Source organism: Paenibacillus aceti (assembly GCF_003614185.1).
Classification (GTDB): Bacteria; Bacillota; Bacilli; order Paenibacillales; family Paenibacillaceae; genus Fontibacillus; species Fontibacillus aceti.
On sequence record NZ_KZ987724.1, the window covers coordinates 1,205,328 to 1,224,640 of the forward strand.

Annotated in this window: 22 protein-coding genes and 1 pseudogene; 19 read left to right on the forward strand and 4 right to left on the reverse strand. The window is 48.6% G+C overall.

The window, feature by feature from the left end:
- Positions 1 to 151: 151 nt before the first annotated feature.
- From BFJ94_RS05415 to BFJ94_RS26355, 9 genes and pseudogenes are all read left to right on the forward strand, one after another.
- A complete protein-coding gene (locus tag BFJ94_RS05415) occupies positions 152 to 772 on the forward strand; it encodes a TetR/AcrR family transcriptional regulator (protein WP_120461740.1) in 621 nt (206 codons plus the stop codon).
- Between the two features lie 45 nt (positions 773 to 817).
- Positions 818 to 1,366: a GNAT family N-acetyltransferase gene (locus tag BFJ94_RS05420; RefSeq protein ID WP_120461741.1), complete on the forward strand. Its 549-nt coding sequence runs from the start codon at positions 818 to 820 to the stop codon at positions 1,364 to 1,366.
- Positions 1,367 to 1,553: 187 nt separating this feature from the next.
- Positions 1,554 to 2,486 (forward strand): DUF4261 domain-containing protein, encoded by a 933-nt coding sequence (locus tag BFJ94_RS05425; RefSeq protein WP_120461742.1) that lies wholly within the window; start codon positions 1,554 to 1,556, stop codon positions 2,484 to 2,486.
- A 129-nt stretch (positions 2,487 to 2,615) separates the two neighbouring features.
- Positions 2,616 to 3,050, forward strand: a complete 435-nt coding sequence (locus tag BFJ94_RS05430; protein WP_229717081.1) for an SRPBCC family protein — start codon at positions 2,616 to 2,618, stop codon at positions 3,048 to 3,050.
- A gap of 2 nt (positions 3,051 to 3,052) precedes the next feature.
- Positions 3,053 to 3,409, forward strand: coding sequence for an ArsR/SmtB family transcription factor (locus BFJ94_RS05435; protein ID WP_120461743.1), 357 nt, complete (start codon positions 3,053 to 3,055; stop codon positions 3,407 to 3,409).
- Between the two features lie 198 nt (positions 3,410 to 3,607).
- Positions 3,608 to 4,060, forward strand: coding sequence for a MarR family winged helix-turn-helix transcriptional regulator (locus tag BFJ94_RS05440; protein ID WP_120461744.1), 453 nt, complete (start codon positions 3,608 to 3,610; stop codon positions 4,058 to 4,060).
- A gap of 45 nt (positions 4,061 to 4,105) precedes the next feature.
- The gene (locus BFJ94_RS05445) at positions 4,106 to 5,338 is read left to right on the forward strand and encodes an MFS transporter (RefSeq protein ID WP_120461745.1); all 1,233 of its coding nucleotides are present in this window, start codon (positions 4,106 to 4,108) and stop codon (positions 5,336 to 5,338) included.
- Between the two features lie 88 nt (positions 5,339 to 5,426).
- On the forward strand, positions 5,427 to 6,368 hold the full coding sequence (locus BFJ94_RS05450) for an alpha/beta hydrolase (protein WP_120461746.1): 942 nt from the start codon (positions 5,427 to 5,429) through the stop codon (positions 6,366 to 6,368).
- An 18-nt stretch (positions 6,369 to 6,386) separates the two neighbouring features.
- A pseudogene (locus BFJ94_RS26355) lies at positions 6,387 to 6,482 on the forward strand (hypothetical protein); the annotation flags it as partial.
- Between the two features lie 545 nt (positions 6,483 to 7,027).
- Here the strand turns inward: BFJ94_RS26355 and BFJ94_RS05455 are convergent.
- A complete protein-coding gene (locus BFJ94_RS05455; RefSeq protein ID WP_120461747.1) occupies positions 7,028 to 7,213 on the reverse strand; it encodes a TetR-like C-terminal domain-containing protein in 186 nt (61 codons plus the stop codon).
- Between the two features lie 56 nt (positions 7,214 to 7,269).
- Between BFJ94_RS05455 and tnpA the strand changes: the two genes are divergently transcribed.
- Genes tnpA through tnpC form a run of 3 tightly spaced genes read left to right on the forward strand, consistent with a single transcriptional unit; the run spans position 7,270 to position 9,563 of the window.
- Positions 7,270 to 7,578, forward strand: coding sequence for an IS66 family insertion sequence element accessory protein TnpA (gene tnpA / locus BFJ94_RS05460; RefSeq protein WP_120461666.1), 309 nt, complete (start codon positions 7,270 to 7,272; stop codon positions 7,576 to 7,578).
- The gene (tnpB, locus tag BFJ94_RS05465) at positions 7,572 to 7,925 is read left to right on the forward strand and encodes an IS66 family insertion sequence element accessory protein TnpB (protein WP_120461667.1); all 354 of its coding nucleotides are present in this window, start codon (positions 7,572 to 7,574) and stop codon (positions 7,923 to 7,925) included. The genes tnpA and tnpB overlap by 7 nt, the downstream gene beginning before the upstream one ends.
- A gap of 57 nt (positions 7,926 to 7,982) precedes the next feature.
- Positions 7,983 to 9,563 carry an IS66 family transposase gene (tnpC, locus tag BFJ94_RS05470; RefSeq protein ID WP_120465091.1) on the forward strand — a complete coding sequence of 527 codons (1,581 nt, stop codon included), beginning with the start codon at positions 7,983 to 7,985 and terminating at the stop codon, positions 9,561 to 9,563.
- A 34-nt stretch (positions 9,564 to 9,597) separates the two neighbouring features.
- Here the strand turns inward: tnpC and BFJ94_RS05475 are convergent, their stop codons facing one another.
- Positions 9,598 to 10,113 carry a TetR/AcrR family transcriptional regulator gene (locus tag BFJ94_RS05475; protein ID WP_162944187.1) on the reverse strand — a complete coding sequence of 172 codons (516 nt, stop codon included), beginning with the start codon at positions 10,111 to 10,113 and terminating at the stop codon, positions 9,598 to 9,600.
- A 184-nt stretch (positions 10,114 to 10,297) separates the two neighbouring features.
- Between BFJ94_RS05475 and BFJ94_RS05480 the strand changes: the two genes are divergently transcribed.
- Together BFJ94_RS05480 and BFJ94_RS05485 are read left to right on the forward strand one after the other, a co-directional pair.
- On the forward strand, positions 10,298 to 11,026 hold the full coding sequence (locus BFJ94_RS05480; protein WP_120461749.1) for an ABC transporter ATP-binding protein: 729 nt from the start codon (positions 10,298 to 10,300) through the stop codon (positions 11,024 to 11,026).
- On the forward strand, positions 11,023 to 12,078 hold the full coding sequence (locus tag BFJ94_RS05485; RefSeq protein ID WP_120461750.1) for an ABC transporter permease: 1,056 nt from the start codon (positions 11,023 to 11,025) through the stop codon (positions 12,076 to 12,078). Before BFJ94_RS05480 ends, BFJ94_RS05485 begins: the two co-directional genes overlap by 4 nt.
- Positions 12,079 to 12,148: 70 nt before the next feature.
- Here the strand turns inward: BFJ94_RS05485 and BFJ94_RS05490 are convergent, their stop codons facing one another.
- A complete protein-coding gene (locus BFJ94_RS05490; protein ID WP_120461751.1) occupies positions 12,149 to 13,306 on the reverse strand; it encodes an MFS transporter in 1,158 nt (385 codons plus the stop codon).
- A gap of 51 nt (positions 13,307 to 13,357) precedes the next feature.
- Positions 13,358 to 13,894, reverse strand: a complete 537-nt coding sequence (locus BFJ94_RS05495) for a GbsR/MarR family transcriptional regulator (protein ID WP_120461752.1) — start codon at positions 13,892 to 13,894, stop codon at positions 13,358 to 13,360.
- Between the two features lie 272 nt (positions 13,895 to 14,166).
- Between BFJ94_RS05495 and BFJ94_RS05500 the strand changes: the two genes are divergently transcribed.
- From BFJ94_RS05500 to BFJ94_RS05520, 5 genes are all read left to right on the forward strand, one after another.
- The gene (locus tag BFJ94_RS05500; RefSeq protein ID WP_120461753.1) at positions 14,167 to 15,297 is read left to right on the forward strand and encodes a betaine/proline/choline family ABC transporter ATP-binding protein; all 1,131 of its coding nucleotides are present in this window, start codon (positions 14,167 to 14,169) and stop codon (positions 15,295 to 15,297) included.
- A 15-nt stretch (positions 15,298 to 15,312) separates the two neighbouring features.
- Positions 15,313 to 15,966 carry an ABC transporter permease gene (locus BFJ94_RS05505; RefSeq protein ID WP_120461754.1) on the forward strand — a complete coding sequence of 218 codons (654 nt, stop codon included), beginning with the start codon at positions 15,313 to 15,315 and terminating at the stop codon, positions 15,964 to 15,966.
- A 25-nt stretch (positions 15,967 to 15,991) separates the two neighbouring features.
- Complete coding sequence (locus BFJ94_RS05510) at positions 15,992 to 16,915, forward strand: osmoprotectant ABC transporter substrate-binding protein (protein ID WP_120461755.1); 924 nt, start codon at positions 15,992 to 15,994, stop codon at positions 16,913 to 16,915.
- 13 nt (positions 16,916 to 16,928) lie between these two features.
- A complete protein-coding gene (locus tag BFJ94_RS05515) occupies positions 16,929 to 17,606 on the forward strand; it encodes an ABC transporter permease (protein ID WP_120461756.1) in 678 nt (225 codons plus the stop codon).
- A 95-nt stretch (positions 17,607 to 17,701) separates the two neighbouring features.
- Positions 17,702 to 19,147, forward strand: coding sequence for a serine hydrolase domain-containing protein (locus tag BFJ94_RS05520; protein ID WP_120461757.1), 1,446 nt, complete (start codon positions 17,702 to 17,704; stop codon positions 19,145 to 19,147).
- Positions 19,148 to 19,313 lie beyond the last annotated feature (166 nt).

The following is a 19,313-nucleotide window of genomic DNA, read 5'->3' on the forward strand; positions in this document are numbered from 1 at the left end:
CTGTATCCCTTTTTACTTTTTCCCAAAAGAGGAGCGGATATCCGAGCGGTGCAGTTTATTTTCACAGAGCTTGAAACTATACATAGGTGTCGGTTATAATCTATAATAAACTATACACTATTGTATATTTTGCGGAAGGAGATGTTTGCTCATGGCTCCAAAAGTTAGCGAAGATTACAAGCAGGCGCGAAGGCGCGAGCTTTTGCAGGCTGCCAAAAGGGTATTCATTCAGAAGGGCTTCGTCCATACTTCGATGCAGGATATTATGGATGAAGCGGGGATTTCGCGCGGAGCATTTTATAGCTATTTTGACAATATCGATCATGTGTTTATGGAGGTTCTGAAATACGAGGACCAGCAGATCATTCAGTTTCTGGCCCCTCCTGCAGAAGGTTCAGTATGGCAGCATCTCAAGCGATGGGTAGAGGATCAGCAAGGGTATATTGAATCGCTCCATGATACGCTGCTGCTGGCGAAATCGGAATTTTTCCTCTCGTCCCTGTATGTGAAGAATAAAGAGAATTTTCCGTACATATCCGATCGCTATGATGAAACCGCGGCGGCGATAGAGGAAGCGATTGAAGAGGGGATTCGCCGGGGGGAATTTCGGACACAGCTCCGTCCAGGTACAATGGCCAGATTCCTCATTTCCTTCATGAATGGCTTGATGCTGGACACCTATCAGCTCGGTCGCGAGAGAACCCGGGTTGAGGAGCAATTAGCAGCTCTCCTGTTCTCACTGGAGCAAATGCTAAGTCCGGTTCAAGGGTAAGTTCGTACTTTTTACAAAATCCACAAAAACAAAGGAGTGACTGTGATGCTGTTCGAATCAACGCGAGTGAAGCTACGGAAAATGACGAAGGAGGATGCGGTGCTGTACCATTCATGGAGGAATGATCTGGAGGTTATGCGTTCGACGAATCTTTGTCTAGATGTGTATCCGCTTGAGGAAACAGAGGCCTTTGTCGAGCATGTGATCCTCGGCTCCAACACCTCGAAGAGCTATATTCTGCTTGAGAAGGAAAATGAAACCCCGATCGGTGTGCTGGCTCTCATTCATATTGATTATAAGAATAGAAACGCAGAGTGCATTATCGACATCGGGGACAAGAGGTTCTGGGGCAAGGGTTACGGTTCGGAGGGATTGAAGCTGCTGCTGGATTATGGATTTTATGAGATGAATCTGCATCGATTGTCACTCCGGGTGTTCTCTTTTAACGATAGGGCGATCCGTCTTTATCAGAGGCTCGGCTTCCAGCAGGAAGGCAGCAGCAAGGAGGCATTGTTCAGAGAAGGGCGATGGCATGATATTCTGCATATGGGACTGCTTCAGCGTAATTATATGGAGATGCGGGCGGGATCATGAGACGGAATTATGAAGTTCAAATTTTAATAGTAAAATGACTAAGGCGATCTGGCGATGCAGAAATCGGGGATCGTCTTTTTTTGTGGCTGACTTGTGGAGGGCAAATCCATATAATAAGAGGTGTAGATTAGAAGCTGATTGATCTGTTGGACTGGAACAGGAAAAGGAATACATAGGAGGCATGGGCATGGATGATGTGAATGAAATACTTGAAGAAGAGAAGGATTTTGGCTTCGCACGTATCTATTCGGTCGAACTGAAATACAAGCAGAAGCCGAAGCTGGACCGGGACCTGCTGTATCAGAAAATGGAGCTCTACACAGGCACGACGAGTATGCCGGATCAGAAAGAAGCCGATACGGGGGAACTCGCTGTATGGGAAGCTTATGAACCGGATATGGGGCCGATGCTGCACTTCTTCCATATGAATTATATGCTTGGATATGCAGAGGGGGAAATGCCCGCGCAGACCAGTCTCATGAATATTGAGCATCGTCCGGCGGAAGAATACATAACTGCTGTTCAGCAGTCTTGGCATTGGCGGGAGGCTGAGCAAACCTTAGAGGAATGCAATTACTCTCTGACACTGATCGACATAATGGCTTCGGGACTGGAGCCCAAATCGAGATTGGAGTTGTTCAGTGGTGCGCTCCGTGCAGTGCTTGAGACCTGTCCTTGCGATGCGATTTACTTCCGGGAGAGCGATAAGCTCGTTGAGCCGAAGGCATACCTGGCTGCCGTTGAAGAAGGTGCTATATTATACGGTGCTATGAATTTGCGCTTATACAATGTTGAAGGTACAGGTAGCGAGAGGGCGGAGAAGTTAATGGATACGGTTGGGCTGGCTGCGCTTGGTATTCCGGACATCCAGTGCCATTATTATGATCTGGAACCGAATGAGGTTGCTGACCATATGAGCAATATCGGCTATTATCTATTCAGTCAGGGCGATATCATCCAGGATGGAGAGACCGTCGGATTTACGGAGGATATGCGCTGGCGCTGTGAACATCAATATGCACTGGCAGCACCTCACCGCGTCGTACTCGACCTCGATCCGGGCGCTCCTTATTATGCTGGTAGACAGAACAACTCAGATCCGGCGGATGAGACGGAGTAAGTTAATGCCAGACCGTATCCTGATGATGGGGTGCGGTCTTTTTTAATTTGACATGAAACCATGAGGTTTCATATAATAACAATTGGAAACCAAAGAGTTCCCTATTTGAAAGGAGTTTATTTGAACGATATGGACAATCATATGGAGCATAAAGACCAGACATTACCCGACATAAGCCATTCTATTCTGGTGAATGCACCGATCCATAAAGTGTGGAGTGCGGTTTCAACTGCGGAGGGATTATCCGCCTGGTTTATGCCGAATGATCTCGAAGCGGTGGTGGGGCATGAGTTCCATCTAAATGCGGGTCCATTTGGACAATCACCATGCAAGGTGACTGAGGTTGTGGCGCCAAAGCGGCTATCCTTCAATTGGGGCAAAGATTGGACATTGACCTTCGAATTAGTTGAGCGAGAAGGCCAGACGGAGGTAACCGTCATTCATAGCGGCTGGAGCGCCGCGCAGGTTACAGAGTTCGGACAGCCGCATACAGCGATTCGCGGCAATATGGATTCAGGCTGGAGCGGACTTGTGCTCAAGCTGAAGGCATATAGCGAGGAATAAGGATGGAAGCTGCCAGGGCAAGACAAGATGTCTTTCAGGCCATCGCTGATCCGACGCGCCGCGAATTGCTTGGTTTATTAGGTGATCAGGAGCTGCCCTTGAAGGAATTAACCCGTCATTTCACAATGAGCCGCACGGCCGTCTCCAAGCATTTGCATGTTCTCGCCGATGCGGGACTTGTTCAGGAGCGGAAGGTAGGTCGGGAGACGCGCTATCGCTTGAATGCAGATCCGCTATTTGAACTGAAGCGCTGGATTTCATATTTTGACCGATTCTGGGATAATAAGCTGTCGCAATTGAAATACTATGTTGAAGCCGATTTGGAAGCTGATCCGAAGCCGGATTCGAACTTAGGATGATGAGTTTAGCCGTTGCAAATCATGGATAGAACAGGCCTTGTCGCATTTCCTTCTGGGGGGTGGCAGGGCCTCTTTATTTGAAGTGTTTAAATGAAAATGGAATAAAATGATGTGAATAACTTCCATTGACAAATATAGTTGTTTGCCATATATTTGTTAATACAACTATTTTTATTTTAGGTAACTGAGGTGACCGCAATGACAAATAATAGCAGACATGATCTCCCTCCTTCGATGGGTTCCGCGATGGGTGTGACTTATCGGAAACTGGCGATGTATATGCAGCATCATCTGAAGCAGTATGATATAACCCCGGAGCAATTGACCGTATTACTGGGGATTGGGGATTCGGAAGGCTTGATTCAGAAAGAAATCGCCCAGCGCGCAAGGAAGGACCATCCTACAACGACGCGGATTCTGGATCAATTGGAGGGCAAAGGGCTAATCCGCAAGCAGCAGGGTGAGCGGGATCGACGCTCCTTTCTGGTGTTTAGCACGGATAAGGCCAAGGAAGTGGCTGAAGCAGGCAGGCTTCATGAAGAGGACTTAAAGAATGAAATACTAGAGTGCATCTCCGCAGAGGAGTATGACATGTTAATGGAGCTTCTGAATCGTATAGGGGAGCATTTTAGTGAGGTTAACAAGGAATAAGGTTACAAGAAGAAAGTTTTAGACACAGAAAGCAGGAATGAGTATATGTTAGAAAATCAAGATCGGTTGTGGACGAAATCCTTTGTTTCGTTAACAATTTGCGCTTTTTTAATGTTTTTGAATTTGCATATGTTACTGTCGACATTTCCGGCATACGTCAAAAATGAATATCAAGCCGGGGATTTCCAAGTCAGTCTGGTCACCAGTCTTTTCGCAGTGGCGGCCATTATCGCCAGGTTCCTGACGGCGGCGTTAATCAAGAAAGTACCGCGTGAGAAGCTGCTCTATGCTGGACTTATTATCGCAGCTGTAATGACCGGGATCTATTCATTGGCAGCAACTATTGGTGGGCTCTTGGCCATGCGGGTTGGATTCGGGATCGGGTTCGGGATCTCCAGTACGATTCTGCCGACATTGGTATCGCAGATTATTCCGGTAAGCCGCATGGGGGAAGGGATCGGCTACTTCGGTCTATCTACCAGTCTGGCCATGTCCTTCGGGCCTATGATCGGGCTGAACGTCATGCATTCGTACGGATTTAACAATCTGACATTCATAGCGACGATTACTGTAGTATTGATCTTGCCTATATTGTGGATCACTCGCTCCATTCCGGAAGATCCTTCTAAATCCATGAGTAAAATCACCAAACAGCACGACAAAGGGCGAGCAAAAGCGAAATTCAACCATAAAATCTGGTTCCCCGCTTTGCTTAATACAATTCTTTGCATTACTTACAGTGGACTGCTCGGTTTCATCGCCCTGTTCGGCGAGTTTATTCATCTGCAGCAGGTAGGCTTGTTCTTCCTGTTCAACGTAATTACGATTATTATCATTCGTCCTATTTCCGGCCGGATCTTTGACCGCAGAGGGCATGCGGCTGTCTTGATTCCAGCGACTCTCTTCGTCGTAGCAAGTATGCTCGTGCTGTCTTATACGCGGACGCTACCATTATTGATCGTATCTGCGCTGCTGTATGGTCTCGGCTTTGGAGCAATTCAACCGACACTGCAAGCCTGGATGATCCGTACTTCAACGCCAGAGCAATATGGTACAGCTAACAGCATGTTCTATAACTCGACGGACTTTGGTGTTGCGATCGGCTCGATTATTCTGGGACTGATTGCTTCGGCTACGAATTATGCCGTGATGTATCGTTATTCAGCTGGTTTCATGGTTCTATTCCTGGTGCTGTACTGTCTGGGGCAATTCACGAAGAGACCGGGAAATCGGACGCGGACACAGACGAGAACACAAACTGCCAAGTTGGAAGCCTGATGTTTGATATTGAACGCTCTCTTAAATATTGTTATAGTGAATGAAGTCTATTAACTATATATTGAGGGAGCGAGTTTCAGAAACCGAGATGACATACGCAATTGTAGCAATCATCGTACTGCTGTTCATCATTACCGTTGCCAGCTTCTATTTTTATCATATGGCCGTTGCCCGTGCTGCCAAGCATTTCATGATCGACAATCCGGATTTGCAGGCCCGCGAGCAGCTTGAGGAAGCCAGAGAAGCGATGAACGCGGATCAAGATTGGTGGAGACAGCAGAGCTTCGAACCATGGGAAATGACATCGACAGATGGACTTCGCCTGCGGGCCTACTATTTGGCTGCCCCGGTGGATTCCGGCAAGACAGCGATTCTTGCGCATGGATATACAGGTAATGCGATGGGAATGAGCAGCTATGCTCGCATGTACTATGAACGGCTGGGGTACCATGTTCTGGTGCCGGATGCCCGGGGTCATGGGCAGAGCGAGGGCAGCTATATCGGCTTCGGCTGGCCGGAACGCAAGGATTATTTACAATGGATTCAACGCGCTATTGAGGTTCATGGTCAAAATACACAAATTATTCTGCATGGAGTCTCGATGGGCGGTGCAACGGTCATGATGACAAGCGGAGAAAACTTGCCTGCCAATGTCAAGGCTGTTGTGGAGGATTGCGGTTACACCTCAGTGAAAGACGAACTGTCCTTCCAATTGAAGCGGATGTACCGCCTGCCGAGATTTCCACTATTGCATACAACCAGTCTGTTAGCGAAGCTCAGGGCCGGATATTTCTTCGGAGAAGCATCAGCACTGCGGCAAGTGAAGAAGTCGCAGATTCCGACACTGTTCATCCATGGCGCTGACGACAGCTTCGTACCGACGGATATGGTACATAGCGTGTACGAGCATAGTCCGGTAGAGAAGGAGCTCTACATCGTTCCTGGCGCCGGGCACGCAGAGGCGTACCAGGCTGATCCAGAGAAGTATGAGCACGTGGTTACCCAGTTTATCGAGCGTTTTGTGAAGTAGCTAGAGAAAGTTGCTAAACGTATGATTGACTTGGGGCTGGAAGCCTCAGTTATCGCTGCAGCTACTGGTTTCTCTCCTCAAAAGATCGAACAGCTGCGAGAACAATCCCATTAACCATTGATTGAAATAACGGCCGCTCGTAGAGCGGTCTTTTTTTGTAATTTCTAATGCAAAATATGCAGCTAAAAGATCACAGCTCGGCTCTAGCTCCACTTTAATTGTAAAAGTTACAGTTAAAAAACAATTTTCCTTGATTCGCGAGAAAAGTGGGATTTTAACTGTACTAAATGCAGCTACAAGAGTACCTATATAATCGTCCCCAAAAATAAGTGTATAATCTGCAATTACATCATACGCATCCTGTGACACAGTTTAGCTCTAAACAGTTGCCCTTAAGGTCCTCAAAAAAATAAATGCAAAAATACATCTATTCCCCCAAAAAACAGTCTGCCATCAGAAATAACTGCATCCGTGCAACTATTTTCCTGCTTAAGCTCCGTTTTCGAGGAGAATCCATCTGGATAGTTGTATAATTGCAGTTATATCTCCTGTTTCGGCGATAAAGGGGCCAGATAGCTGCATAAAAGCACTTATTATCCTCAGCTCGCCCCTAACCCGCCCAACCTATCCCACGGAATCTCGCCCCTACGGTCGTTCCATCACGGAATCATCGGATCCTTAATGACGCCTGCAGCATATAGAGGGCCTCGGGCCGAGAGCTTGAACATGATCGAAGCGATCTCTTGCGGGGATTCTTTCCGTCCTTGTGTCAGCCATTGCTGGATAATGCCGAAATGCGCTGACGCGATATAAGCGTAAGCGTCAAACCCAGCACACCTGTCCATAATGGTTTGAATCAGTCACAATAAATCCATCACACATACGAAAGGATGGATTGTGAATGGAGATGAATTTACAGGCGTTATGGGCGGAACGAATTCAGGCTTATCGGGCCAGTGGGCAAACGATGAAAGCTTGGTGCGCGGAGCAGAATCTGACCGTTCATCAATTAAAATACTGGCTCTACAAAGCCCAAAGACAAGATCAGGCCGCTTCCGCCACTACCTTCCGTCCGGTTACGGTTACCCATCAGGCTGCAGCAACCGAATCGCTTCAAATCCAAGTCGGGGTCGCTCGGATCGATGTTCGTTCCGGTTTTGAACCGGGGCTGCTTCGCGACGTGGTTGCGGCTCTTGCCCCGTTATGCTGAGTTTCACTTCAGCATCACCGGTATATCTGGCTTGTGGCGCAACCGACATGCGTAAATCCATTGACGGACTTGCGGCGATCGTGCAGGAGCAATTCGCGCTTAACCCGTTTTCCCCGGCGCTGTTTGTGTTCTGCAATCGCAGGCGGGACAAGCTCAAAATCCTGCACTGGGATCATGCCGGCTTCTGGCTCTACTATCGCAGACTGGAACGTGGTTCGTTTCAGTGGCCCGCAGGCGGCACGACTCCTTTGTGCCTTTCGCAGCGTGAACTGCGCTGGCTGCTGGACGGCCTTTCGCTCACCCAGCGTCAGGCGCATGCCCCTGTTTCGCCGGAAGTAGCGATCTAATAGGATCTAAACTAGGGCATGCAGGATTTGGAGCTGCGCTTGTCGAATCATACCCTCATGAAAAATGAACCGGAATCCCTCACCCTTGAACAACTTCAACAGCAAAATGCCCAGTTGGAACAACAAAATCGCCAGCAGGAACGGGAGCTTGCCGAGCTGTCCGCGAAACTGAAGTGGTATGAAGAACAGTTTCGGCTCGCGCAGCAGAAGCGCTTTGGCGCTTCCAGCGAGAAGACGCATCCGGATCAACTGGAGCTGAATCTGTTTAACGAAGCGGAAGTAACGGCTTTGCCAGAACCGGAAAAAGAATCGATCACGTATGAGCGCCGTAAAACCAGCGGCAAACGCGAAGCCGATCTATCCAAACTGCCGGTGGAAACCGTCACGTATACCCTTGCGGAACACGAGCAAATCTGCGACTGCTGCGGGGGCTCGCTGCATGAGATGACCACGGAGACCCGCCGTGAAATTGCAGTGATGCCCCCACAGGTCAAGCTCGTAGAGCATGTGCGTCACGTGTATGCCTGCCGTCATTGCGAGCGCCACGAGCTGCAAACGCCGATCCTCACGGCCCCGATGCCTCGGCCCGTCTATCCTGGCAGTCTAGCCTCGCCATCGGCGATGGCGCATATCATGTGCCAAAAATACGTCAATAGTCTGCCACTGTACCGGCAAGAGCAGGATTGGGCCCGTTTGGGGTATCCGCTGTCGAGGCAAACGATGGCGAACTGGATGATCTACGGCGCGGAGCAGTGGCTAAAACCCGTTGTCGCGGAAATGAAACGGTATTTGCTGAAGCAAGAGGTGCTGCACGCGGACGAGACAACGCTGCAGGTGCTGAAGGAGCCTGGGAAAGCGGCGCAGTCGGAGTCGTATATGTGGCTGTACCGCACAGGTCAAGGAGTGGGTCCGGTGGTGCTCTACGACTACCAGCGTACGCGAGGCGGCGAACATCCGAGAGATATGCTGGCGGGGTTCAACGGCTATCTGCATGTGGATGGGTACCCCGGCTACCACAAGGTCAAGGATGTGACACTGGTTGGATGCTGGGCGCATGCGCGTCGCAAATACGATGAAGCCCTGAAAGCGGCGCCGGAGGCCAGAAGCAATCCGCACAGTGTGGCTGCGCAAGGGCTTGCCTGGTGCAACCAGCTATTTGCCATTGAGCGGGAGCTCAAAGAAGCGACGCCTGAGGAACGACGGAAGGCACGTGAGGAGCAAAGCCGTCCGGTGCTGGATGGTTATTATGCTTGGCTACGTCAGCAGAAACCCCGGACGATGCCGAAGAGCTTGCTGGGTCAGGCGATTGCCTACAGTCTGAACCAGTGGGACAAACTGACGGCTTTCCTGAAAGATGGTCGGCTGGAGATTGACAATAACCGCGGGGAGCGTTCGATCAAGCCGTTTGTGATCGGACGAAAAAACTGGCTGTTTGCCTATACACCGAGGGGAGCTGCAGCTAGCGCAGCAATCTACAGCGTAATCGAGACGGCCAAGGAAAATGGGCTGCATCCGTTCCGTTATCTCACGTACCTGTTTGAACAATTGCCGCAACAGGTTAATCTGCAAGAGGCGCAGGTATTAGAGCCCTTCATGCCGTGGTCATCGACATTACCGGACTTCTGTCGTCTAAACTAATCTCATTCATCATACACGGGCCCCAGTCTGTCCGCTAGGTGGGGTCTATTTGACGTTCACGGATAATGCCGAAATGCGCTGACGCGATATAAGCGACAAGGTACTCGGTCGGGACGAGCGCATTTTCCTTCTTAATGAATGGCACCACATTTTTCTCAAATAAATGCTCCGTCATCATCGTTTTAAGCAAAGAATGAAAAGAAATGTCGCCCTTGGGCCCGAGAATGGTCTTCAAGAAATCGGCGTGCTCGCCCAAATACTCAATTACCCTGACAATATAGTGAAAAGATTGCTCCAAATGATCAACGTCGAAGCTACGGATGGTGCTGAGAATCGCGATCAGGCCTCTGATCAGCTCCTGCTCACTTTGCTCCAGAAGATCGTATTTATCACGGTAATGTAGATAGAAGGTGCCGCGGTTTATTTGCGCTCGGGTCGTAACATCCTTTACGGTCAGCGCGTCAAAGCCTTTTTCCTCCATCAATTCTGTTAATGCTTGGCGAATGGCGGCCTTAGTCCGCGTAACTCGCCGATCAGTTGACGGGTCCATGATTCTGATCTCCTCCATATATGCTATTTAAATCATAACCTACTTAAATCAACATCTTTTGCCGAACTGTTCAGTAATGATCACATCGCGACATTCTGTTTATTGTACTTGAAATATGTATTGATTATAATGAAACCACCAAAGATAATCAACGCAGTGTTCATTAACATAGGAGGTTGGCAAGATGACAGCAGCAACCGTTAAAGTGGAGCAGGTCAGCAAAAGCTTTGGACGCAAGACTGTACTGAGCAAAGTGGATCTGCAGATGGAGGAAGGGCAAATTTACGGATTGATCGGTCCATCGGGCGCTGGCAAAACAACGCTCGTCAAAATGATGGTCGGCATGGATCTGCCGGACGAGGGACGCATCGAAGTGCTGCGAACAGCAATGCCCAGCCTGTCCATGCTACAGCAAATCGGCTATATGGCGCAATCGGATGCGCTATACACTGAACTCACAGCAGAGGAGAATTTGAAATTTTTTGCCTCGATGTTCAAGATGAGCAGAAGGGAGCAGAAGCAGCGGATCGCCTATGCGGCGGAGCTGGTTCATCTGACGGAAGAGCTGGGGAAAAAGGTGGCCGTCTATTCCGGTGGTATGAAGCGGAGATTGTCGCTGGCGATCGCCCTGATTCACGATCCTGCCGTGCTTATCCTCGACGAGCCGACGGTCGGCATCGATCCGGAGCTGAGACAGTCGATCTGGAAGGAGCTTATCCGCTTGAAAACCAGCGAACGGAAGACGATTATCGTAACTACGCATGTGATGGATGAAGCGAGCAAATGTGATCAATTGGCGATGGTGCGTGAGGGAAGGATTTTGGCCGAAGGAACGCCAGAGCAGTTAAGGCAGCAGTATGATGCCGCAGACCTGGAAGAAGTGTTCCTACGGGCAGGGGGTGTCACCTTATGAGAATCAGAGCGCTGATCAAAAGAATCTGCGAACAGATGCTGCGTGACAAGCGCACATTGGCTCTACTTTTTCTGGCGCCGCTGCTCGTGCTGTCCCTGATGCATTACTTGTTCAATCACACGGGTGATGTTGCTGACGCTAAGATTGGTGTTGTCGGCCTGCCTCCACAATTGACCGCAAGTCTGGAGCAGCAAGGGCTGGATGCCATTGCGTATGACAAGGCGGATAAAGATACATTACTGCAAGATCAGCTGGATGCAGTGATTGAGATGCAGGCGGGCAGTATTCACCTTATCCTGGAAAATAGTGACCCATCCCAGTCGAAGGCACTGCAGATGAAGATCGGGCAGGCGACCGAATTATTGGCGGGCGGTATGCAGCAGCAAGGGCAAGCAGCCACTTCCCCCAAGCCTGGAGTAACTGTAGAGTATGTATATGGCAGCGAGGACACCAGCTTTTTTGATACCTTAAGTCCAATATTGATCGGTTTCTTCGTCTTCTTCTTCGTATTTCTGATTTCCGGAATCGGCTTGCTGCGGGAGCGCACGACCGGAACACTGGAACGGCTCATGTCAACGCCGGTACGCAGGGGCGAGGTTATCACCGGATATTTGGCTGGCTATGGCATCTTCGCGTTCATTCAAACCGTGATTGTCGTTATATACGCAACGATGGTGTTGGGCATGAATCTGTCCGGCTCGATCTGGTATGTGCTGCTCACGAATCTGCTGCTGGCATTTGTAGCTCTATCGCTCGGTATACTATTATCGACCTTTGCCGCGTCGGAATTCCAGATGGTTCAATTCATTCCGCTTGTGATCGTACCGCAGATCTTTTTTGCTGGCATTTTCCCGCTAGAGCATATGGATACCTGGGTACAGGTGGTGGCCAGAATCATGCCGCTCTATTACGGAGCCGACGCGCTAAAGGGTGTAATGTACAAAGGACTAGGATTCCCTGATATCGCCTTCGATCTTTCCGTGCTAGTTCTATTCGCCGCTTTATTTATCCTGTTGAATGTTGTAGCGCTGCGGAAATACCGGAAGCTCTAACAAGCGAGGGTAAGCTCTAACAATCCATGTTAACTCAAGATAGGTCAACAAGATAAGTCAAAAGCCGGGGTTAAGATACTTCCCCGGTCTTTTTGCGTCCGTACCTACGATAGAGCAGTAACCCGAATAAGGTGCCGATCAACGACATTATAGAAATAGAAAGGTACATAGTGTGTCCGCCAAAGGCTTGATACAGCGCTCCGCCGACAAAAGATGCGAGGATGCCGGATACTCCGAAGAAGAGCAGCGCCAGTACGGTCTGACCGGTTGCCCGCCACTCCACAGGCACAATATTGTACAGGTATTGGATCGCAGCGGTGTAGAACAAAGGGAATGTAAGCAACTGCAGTAGCTGCAAATACGCGAGCCAGTTTGGATCTTTGATCCAGGCGGAAATGAAGAAACGGACGAAATAAAAGGCCCCGGCAAAAGTAATTATCGCCAATTCCTTGTCCTTACGCAGCCACCAGAAACTCAATGAGAATACTAGAATTTCACTGCCTGCGGCCAGAAACCAGGCGAGCCCGAGCAGATCAGGCTTTCCACCCAAATCTTTAATATATAGTCCCAGATAGGTGTCATTCATCCGTGCCGGAATGGAGCTGATGAATACGAGAATGAGAAATAACAGCGTCTCTCTATTGCTCAGAAAGTTCTTCAGACTCTGGATCGTCACCGGCTTGCCCGAGACCGGGGCGTCTGGCATAAAGAAGGTAACGATCAGACTGATGACGCCGATAATGGCAAATGTAAAGCCCAGGCTGCGGGAGCCAAATTCAGTCATCAGAAATCCAGCCGCCAGCGACATGACCGCATAGCCTAATGCACCATAGGTACGCAGGGAGCCATAGCTGATTCCTTCGGATTCAGCGACGCGGAAATTGAGGCTCTCGGTGAGCGGATCGATCGGCATGAGGAAGAAATAGGTCAGCATAACGAAGAGCAGGATTAATGCGTAGTTGTTCGAGCTGAATAAAGAATACCCTGTAACAGTACAGCATATTACGAGCAGCAGCAGCACTTTGCGGACGGTACGCAGGCGGTCACTGATCATACCCCATAACGGCTGGGCGATCAGGGTGATAAATCCACCGATGCCGAGGATGGTCCCAATTTGCGTCTCGCTTAGCCCCTGGTCACTGAAGTAAAGAGGCAAAAACGGAATAAACATCGCCAGCAGAGCGAAAAAAAGAAAATTAAATGATTTTACAGTATAAGCAGCCTTCATCGCTTTCCCCCAATTTCTTCACGAAAAAAACTCATGGATATGATCGTTCATCTATGTCCTTGGGACATGCTCGAAAATTTCCCCACTGTCAAAAAAGTCAACCAAGCGATCCAGCCAGCGGTAATAATCCTGGCATTCCTTGGTTTGCTGGAGCAGCATACCGATCCTTTGCTGCGTCTCCCCATCGATCGCTTCATTCTCCACAAGCTCCGTTAATTCTGCAGACAACTTCTTCTCGAACAGTTTATTCCTGTTAATCGCCTTTTTCCAATTCGATGTGAACAAGGATATGAACGTTTGATAATAGTCCTGCTCTACATTATATAAGTCTTTTCGGACCCCTTTTTCAAACACCTTATCGGCGATATTTAGATCGAGCATCTCCCGGACCACCTGACTCATCCGCGTCTTGCTCATACCTGTCGATTCCGACAATTCATCGAGAGTCATCGGCTTTCGATTCATATAGATAATGCCCAATACCCGCCCGACTGTCGTCGAGACGCCGTAGGTGTGCATATTGTCTGCGATCCTATCAATAAATTGATCTTCGATATGTTTTATTTTGATTAATGGTTGTTCTTCCACAGAGATCATCCTTCCAATTTACCATTTCATAAGCCAATGTATCATATTTGGGCTCAAAGCGGAAAAGGAGAATTTGGCAGGAAATGAAGAGAATAGAGAGGATTAATAAGAGAAGCCTGCTATAACTCCGCTCAAGAATCGTTTCGCGTAAATACAATACAATACGTACAGTTTATAAACTTTTTATTTTATAAAGTTTATTATATACTGAATATTACAAATTAGTTTTGAATTCCTACGAGATATACAGAAAAAAATGGAGGTGCTTACATTTGTTGAGATTTGAACATGTTTCAAAAATGTATAAAAACGGAAAAACAGCGGTTGACGATCTATCATTTGAGTTTGAACAGGGAGAATTTATTTGTTTTATCGGACCTAGTGGTTGCGGTAAGACCACGACCATGAAAATGATCAATCGCTTGATTGAACCTACCAAAGGCAGCATCTATATCAATGGGGAAAATGTGATGGAAAAAGATCCAGTCCAGCTTAGAAGGGAGATCGGGTATGTCATACAGCAGATCGGCCTGTTCCCGCATATGACCATTCGGCAGAACATCTCGCTGGTCCCCAAGCTGTTAAAATGGCCGGAAGAGAAGCGCCGGGCCCGTGCAGCAGAATTGCTGAATCTGGTGAATATGACTCCGGATTATCTAGATAAATATCCGCATGAATTAAGCGGCGGGCAGCAGCAACGTATCGGGGTTTTACGGGCATTGGCTGCGGATCAGCCGCTTATTTTAATGGATGAGCCGTTCGGGGCGCTCGACCCGATTACTAGAGATGCATTACAGGAAGAATTCAAGAAACTGCAGAGAAGGCTGGGCAAGACCATCGTCTTCGTCACTCACGATATGGATGAAGCGCTGAAGCTGGCGGATCGCATCGTCATTATGCGCGATGGACGGATCGTGCAATGCGACACACCTGATGAAATTTTACGCAATCCGGCGGATGATTTTGTGGAAGAATTTATCGGGAAAGACCGCTTGATCCAGGCCAGACCTAACATCCAGACCGTTGAACAAATCATGAATCCTAGTCCTATAACTATCACGGGAGACAGGACCTTAACGGATGCGATCCAACTCATGAAGCAGAACCGGGTCGATTCTCTGCTCGTCGTCGATGATCAGAAGATACTGAAAGGCTATGTCGATGTCGAAATCATTGATCAGAAACGTAGAAAAGCAAGGCTAGTCAATGATGTGCTCGAAACCGAGTTTACGGTGGCGAAAGACACACTTGTACGAGATACCATCCGCGTCATATTAAAAAAAGGCGTGAAATACGTTCCGGTTACGGATCATGAGCATCGTCTTGTCGGTATCGTAACAAGGGCAAGCCTGGTAGACATCGTCTATGATTCGATCTGGGGAGAAGAGGAAGTAACGCAATAAGAAAGGGGAGGTATGATGGATACGATTTTACAATTTCTAGATACTTACGGTGGTGAAATGCTGTTCAAAACCTGGGAGCATCTATATATATCATTAATCGCTACATTATTAGGGATTCTCGTGGCGGTTCCGCTTGGCGTGGTGCTCACGCACTTTCCGAAAGGAGCGGGCATCGTGATGGGAATATTGGGTGTGATCCAGACATTTCCTAGCTTCGCGATTTTAGCATTCTTTATTCCTATTTTTGGGGTTGGCAAAATACCTGCGATCATCGCTTTATTTTTCTATTCAGTCCTACCTATCCTGAGAAACACATATACAGGGGTCAGTGGTGTGAAACCTAGCTTGCTGGAAGCCGGGCGCGGGATGGGTATGACTGGATGGGAACTGATCCGGTACGTTGAAGTACCACTTGCTGTTCCGGTGATTATGGCTGGTGTCCGCTTATCGACGGTTTACTTGATCGGCTGGGCGACTCTGGCGGCTTATATTGGTGCCGGCGGTCTGGGCGACTATATTTTCAGTGGATTGAATTTATATCAGGCCGAATTCATTATCGCAGGGGCAGTTCCTGTCACGATTCTGGCCTTATTAGTTGATCTCCTGTTGGGGCGCATCGAGAATTGGGTCACCCCTAGAGGGATGAGAGAGTTGAAAGAGACGGCTTAAGCTTAGGAAGGAGGCGACACGAATTATGTTAAAAAGAAATCGGCTTTTCATGATATTAGGCATTAGTCTGTCTGTTCTTATAAGCGGCTGTTCTCTTCCGGGGCTGAGAGGACCAGCAAAGAATACGATTGCCGTAGGAACACTAAGCACCTCAGAGTCTCAAATTATGGGGAATATCATTCGGCTTATGATTGAGCATTACACAGATCTGCAAGTCGAGATGGTGAATAATTTAGGCTCATCTATCGTTCAGCATAAGGCGATGATCAACGGGGATGTCTCCATTACAGCTACCCGGTATACAGGAACAGACCTGGCCGGGGTGTTAGGGATGGAGCCGGTAAAAGATCCGGAGCAAGCGCTTGAAATCGTCCAGCGTGAGTTCCAGGAGAGATTTGATCAAACCTGGTTTGACTCCTATGGATTTGCCAACTCTTATGCGTTCACCGTAACGAAAGAAATGGCTGAGCAAGAAAACCTAAACACCGTTTCGGATCTCGAACCCTTGGTCTCGGATTTGAAATTAGGGGTCGATAATGCTTGGCTAAAACGCAAGGGTGACGGCTATGAGGGATTCGCCGAAGAGTATGGCTTTAAATTTGGCAAGACCTTTCCAATGCAGATTGGTCTCGTGTACCAGGCTGTAGCGAATGGAAAAATGGACATTGTGCTGGCTTATACGACGGATGGCCGGATCAAAGCATTTGATTTAAAGGTGCTGGAGGATGATAAGCATTTCTTCCCGCCATATGATACGTCAGTCGTGGCTCGGAACGATGTGTTGCAGAAGCATCCCGAGCTTAAAGATATCCTGCAGAAACTGTCCGGAACCGTGGACACGGAAAAAATGCAAGAAATGAATTATGAGGCCGACGGGAAAATGAAGGAGCCTTCTATTATCGCGAAGGAGTTTTTGGAAGCACATCATTACTTTGAAAAGGAAGACTAGGGGGTGCAGCATTTTGAAGACGATCAATGAAATTTTACAATATTACTCGCAAAACGCGAGCTATGTCTGGGAACAATTCTATCGCCATTTCCTGATGTCCGCTTACGGGGTCTTGTTCGCTGCGATTGTGGGCATTCCGCTTGGGATTTTGATCGCGCGGCATTACAAGCTGAGCGTGTGGGTCATTTCACTGGCAAATGTGATCCAGACCATTCCCGCCTTAGCCATGCTGGCCGTGCTGATGCTTGTCATGGGTCTGGGGACGAATACGGTGGTGTTCGCCTTATTTCTCTATTCCTTACTGCCGATTATTAAGAACACGTACACGGGAATCCGTCATGTGGATCATACCTTGCTGGAATCCGGCAAAGCCATGGGGATGACCAAATTCCAGGTGCTGCGTATGGTCGAGCTGCCGCTGGCGATGTCGGTGATTATGGCCGGCTTGCGCACGGCCCTCGTCATCACGATTGGCATTGCCACGATCGGTACATTTATCGGCGCCGGCGGGCTGGGCGACATTATTCTGCGCGGAACGAATGCCACAGACGGCACAGCCATTATCCTGGCCGGTGCGATTCCAACCGCCCTGATGGCGGTTATTGCGGATATCGGCATGGGCTGGATCGAACGAAAACTATCTCCGAACAAAAATAGTCAAAGCACTGCCCAACAAAATCTAGCATCGTAAGTTATAATGGTAATGATTGTCTGCATTTAAGTAGCTTTATACATTGATGGGTCCAGCTGCCTAGCAGATATCGACCTATAAGGAGAGAGTAACGGATGCACAAGACGAAGAGATCATTACCAAGAATGAGTCCGGAACAATTGGGGATAGTACCGCAACAGGTCATTTCCTTTCTGGATGATGTGAAGGCGCATCAAATTGAAATGCACAGCTTCATGCTGCTGCGGCATGGTCAGGTAGCGGCGGAAGGCTGGTGGGCTCCTTATGCGCCGGAGTTGCCTCATATGCTGTTCTCGTTAAGCAAGAGCTTCACTTCAACGGCGATCGGTATGGCGGTTCACGAAGGCATATTGAAGCTGGATGATCCCGTTGTATCATTTTTCCCAGAGGATCTGCCGAATACCTTGTCTGAACATCTCGCCGGGATGCAAATCCGCCATCTGTTAATGATGGGAACGGGACATGATCAGGATACTATGGATGCACTAATTAATGCGGAGGATGGCAACTGGGTCAGGGCGTTCTTGCAGCTGCCTGTACCGCACGAGCCAGGAACCCATTTTCTCTATAATACCGGGGCGACCTATATACTGTCTGCGATTTTGCAGAAGGCTTCAGGGCAGTGTCTGCTTGATTACCTAACCCCTCGATTATTCGAACCGCTTGCTATCGAGAATCCGACATGGGCTGCTTGCCCGCGCGGGATCAATACTGGTGGTTATGGATTGAATATCACGACGGAAGATATCGCGAAGTTCGGCCAGTTATATTTGCAAAAGGGCGTTTGGAATGGAGAGCGGCTTATTGATGAAGACTGGATCGCAGAGGCGACAAGCAAGCAGATCTCGAATGGCGATGGTGGAGATAGCGACTGGGCGCAGGGCTACGGATACCAATTCTGGCGCTGCCGCCATGGGGTACATCGTGGAGACGGGGCATTCGGCCAATTCTGTATTGTGATGCCGGAGCAGGATGCTGTGTTAGCGATCACCTCAGGTACAGGAGATATGCAAGGGATTCTCAATAGTGCGTGGGATTATCTGCTGCCAGGCTTCCTCCCTGAACCGGTCGCAACTAATGAGGGATCAGCCGAGCTGAGCGAATATATTGCCAAGCTGCAGCTCGAGGCTCCACAGTTAAGAAGTGAGTCGATACTGGAAACCCAAGTCAGTGGAAAAAGATACGAAATCGATCAGGATCAGATGGCGCAAGTTCCGTTCCCGTTGAAGGAACTGCGTATCGAATTCGATAGAGATTCCGCACGTCTGAATATGAAGCTGGAAAGTGAAGATAGCATCACATTGGGACGTGAGCATTGGCTGGTTGAATCGACGATTACTATCGAAGGTAAGAGGACTAGAGTAGCTGGTAGCTTCACTTGGAAATCGCAAGACGAGCTTGTATTAACGATGCAAGCGATTGAGACGCCTTTCTGTGCCACGCTGGAGATCCGGTTTGCCGATAATACCTTAACTATGAATTCGAGATATAATGTCGGCTGGGATGAGGTTATTACGGTACAGGGAAAAGCGATAAATTAATAATTCAAAGTTGAGCCTGCTTGAAAGCCGATATGATACGGCTTCTGGCGGGCTTTTTTAGAATCATTTGGCTGAAAGGTTCTTAAAGAACGTGTGTTCTGGCGTCAATAAAAATGTTATGATCATAGAAGAGAGTTTTGAGATGAGCATAAAAATGGGATGAATG

Coding starts and splice junctions, on each gene's coding strand:
- BFJ94_RS05415 (WP_120461740.1), top strand. CDS start 152: ATGGCTCCAAAAGTTAGCGAAGATTACAAGCAGGCGCGAAGGCGCGAG.
- BFJ94_RS05420 (WP_120461741.1), top strand. CDS start 818: ATGCTGTTCGAATCAACGCGAGTGAAGCTACGGAAAATGACGAAGGAG.
- BFJ94_RS05425 (WP_120461742.1), top strand. CDS start 1,554: ATGGATGATGTGAATGAAATACTTGAAGAAGAGAAGGATTTTGGCTTC.
- BFJ94_RS05430 (WP_229717081.1), top strand. CDS start 2,616: ATGGACAATCATATGGAGCATAAAGACCAGACATTACCCGACATAAGC.
- BFJ94_RS05435 (WP_120461743.1), top strand. CDS start 3,053: ATGGAAGCTGCCAGGGCAAGACAAGATGTCTTTCAGGCCATCGCTGAT.
- BFJ94_RS05440 (WP_120461744.1), top strand. CDS start 3,608: ATGACAAATAATAGCAGACATGATCTCCCTCCTTCGATGGGTTCCGCG.
- BFJ94_RS05445 (WP_120461745.1), top strand. CDS start 4,106: ATGTTAGAAAATCAAGATCGGTTGTGGACGAAATCCTTTGTTTCGTTA.
- BFJ94_RS05450 (WP_120461746.1), top strand. CDS start 5,427: ATGACATACGCAATTGTAGCAATCATCGTACTGCTGTTCATCATTACC.
- BFJ94_RS05455 (WP_120461747.1), bottom strand. CDS start 7,213: ATGGACAGGTGTGCTGGGTTTGACGCTTACGCTTATATCGCGTCAGCG.
- tnpA (WP_120461666.1), top strand. CDS start 7,270: ATGGAGATGAATTTACAGGCGTTATGGGCGGAACGAATTCAGGCTTAT.
- tnpB (WP_120461667.1), top strand. CDS start 7,572: ATGCTGAGTTTCACTTCAGCATCACCGGTATATCTGGCTTGTGGCGCA.
- tnpC (WP_120465091.1), top strand. CDS start 7,983: ATGAAAAATGAACCGGAATCCCTCACCCTTGAACAACTTCAACAGCAA.
- BFJ94_RS05475 (WP_162944187.1), bottom strand. CDS start 10,113: ATGGACCCGTCAACTGATCGGCGAGTTACGCGGACTAAGGCCGCCATT.
- BFJ94_RS05480 (WP_120461749.1), top strand. CDS start 10,298: ATGACAGCAGCAACCGTTAAAGTGGAGCAGGTCAGCAAAAGCTTTGGA.
- BFJ94_RS05485 (WP_120461750.1), top strand. CDS start 11,023: ATGAGAATCAGAGCGCTGATCAAAAGAATCTGCGAACAGATGCTGCGT.
- BFJ94_RS05490 (WP_120461751.1), bottom strand. CDS start 13,306: ATGAAGGCTGCTTATACTGTAAAATCATTTAATTTTCTTTTTTTCGCT.
- BFJ94_RS05505 (WP_120461754.1), top strand. CDS start 15,313: ATGGATACGATTTTACAATTTCTAGATACTTACGGTGGTGAAATGCTG.
- BFJ94_RS05510 (WP_120461755.1), top strand. CDS start 15,992: ATGTTAAAAAGAAATCGGCTTTTCATGATATTAGGCATTAGTCTGTCT.
- BFJ94_RS05520 (WP_120461757.1), top strand. CDS start 17,702: ATGCACAAGACGAAGAGATCATTACCAAGAATGAGTCCGGAACAATTG.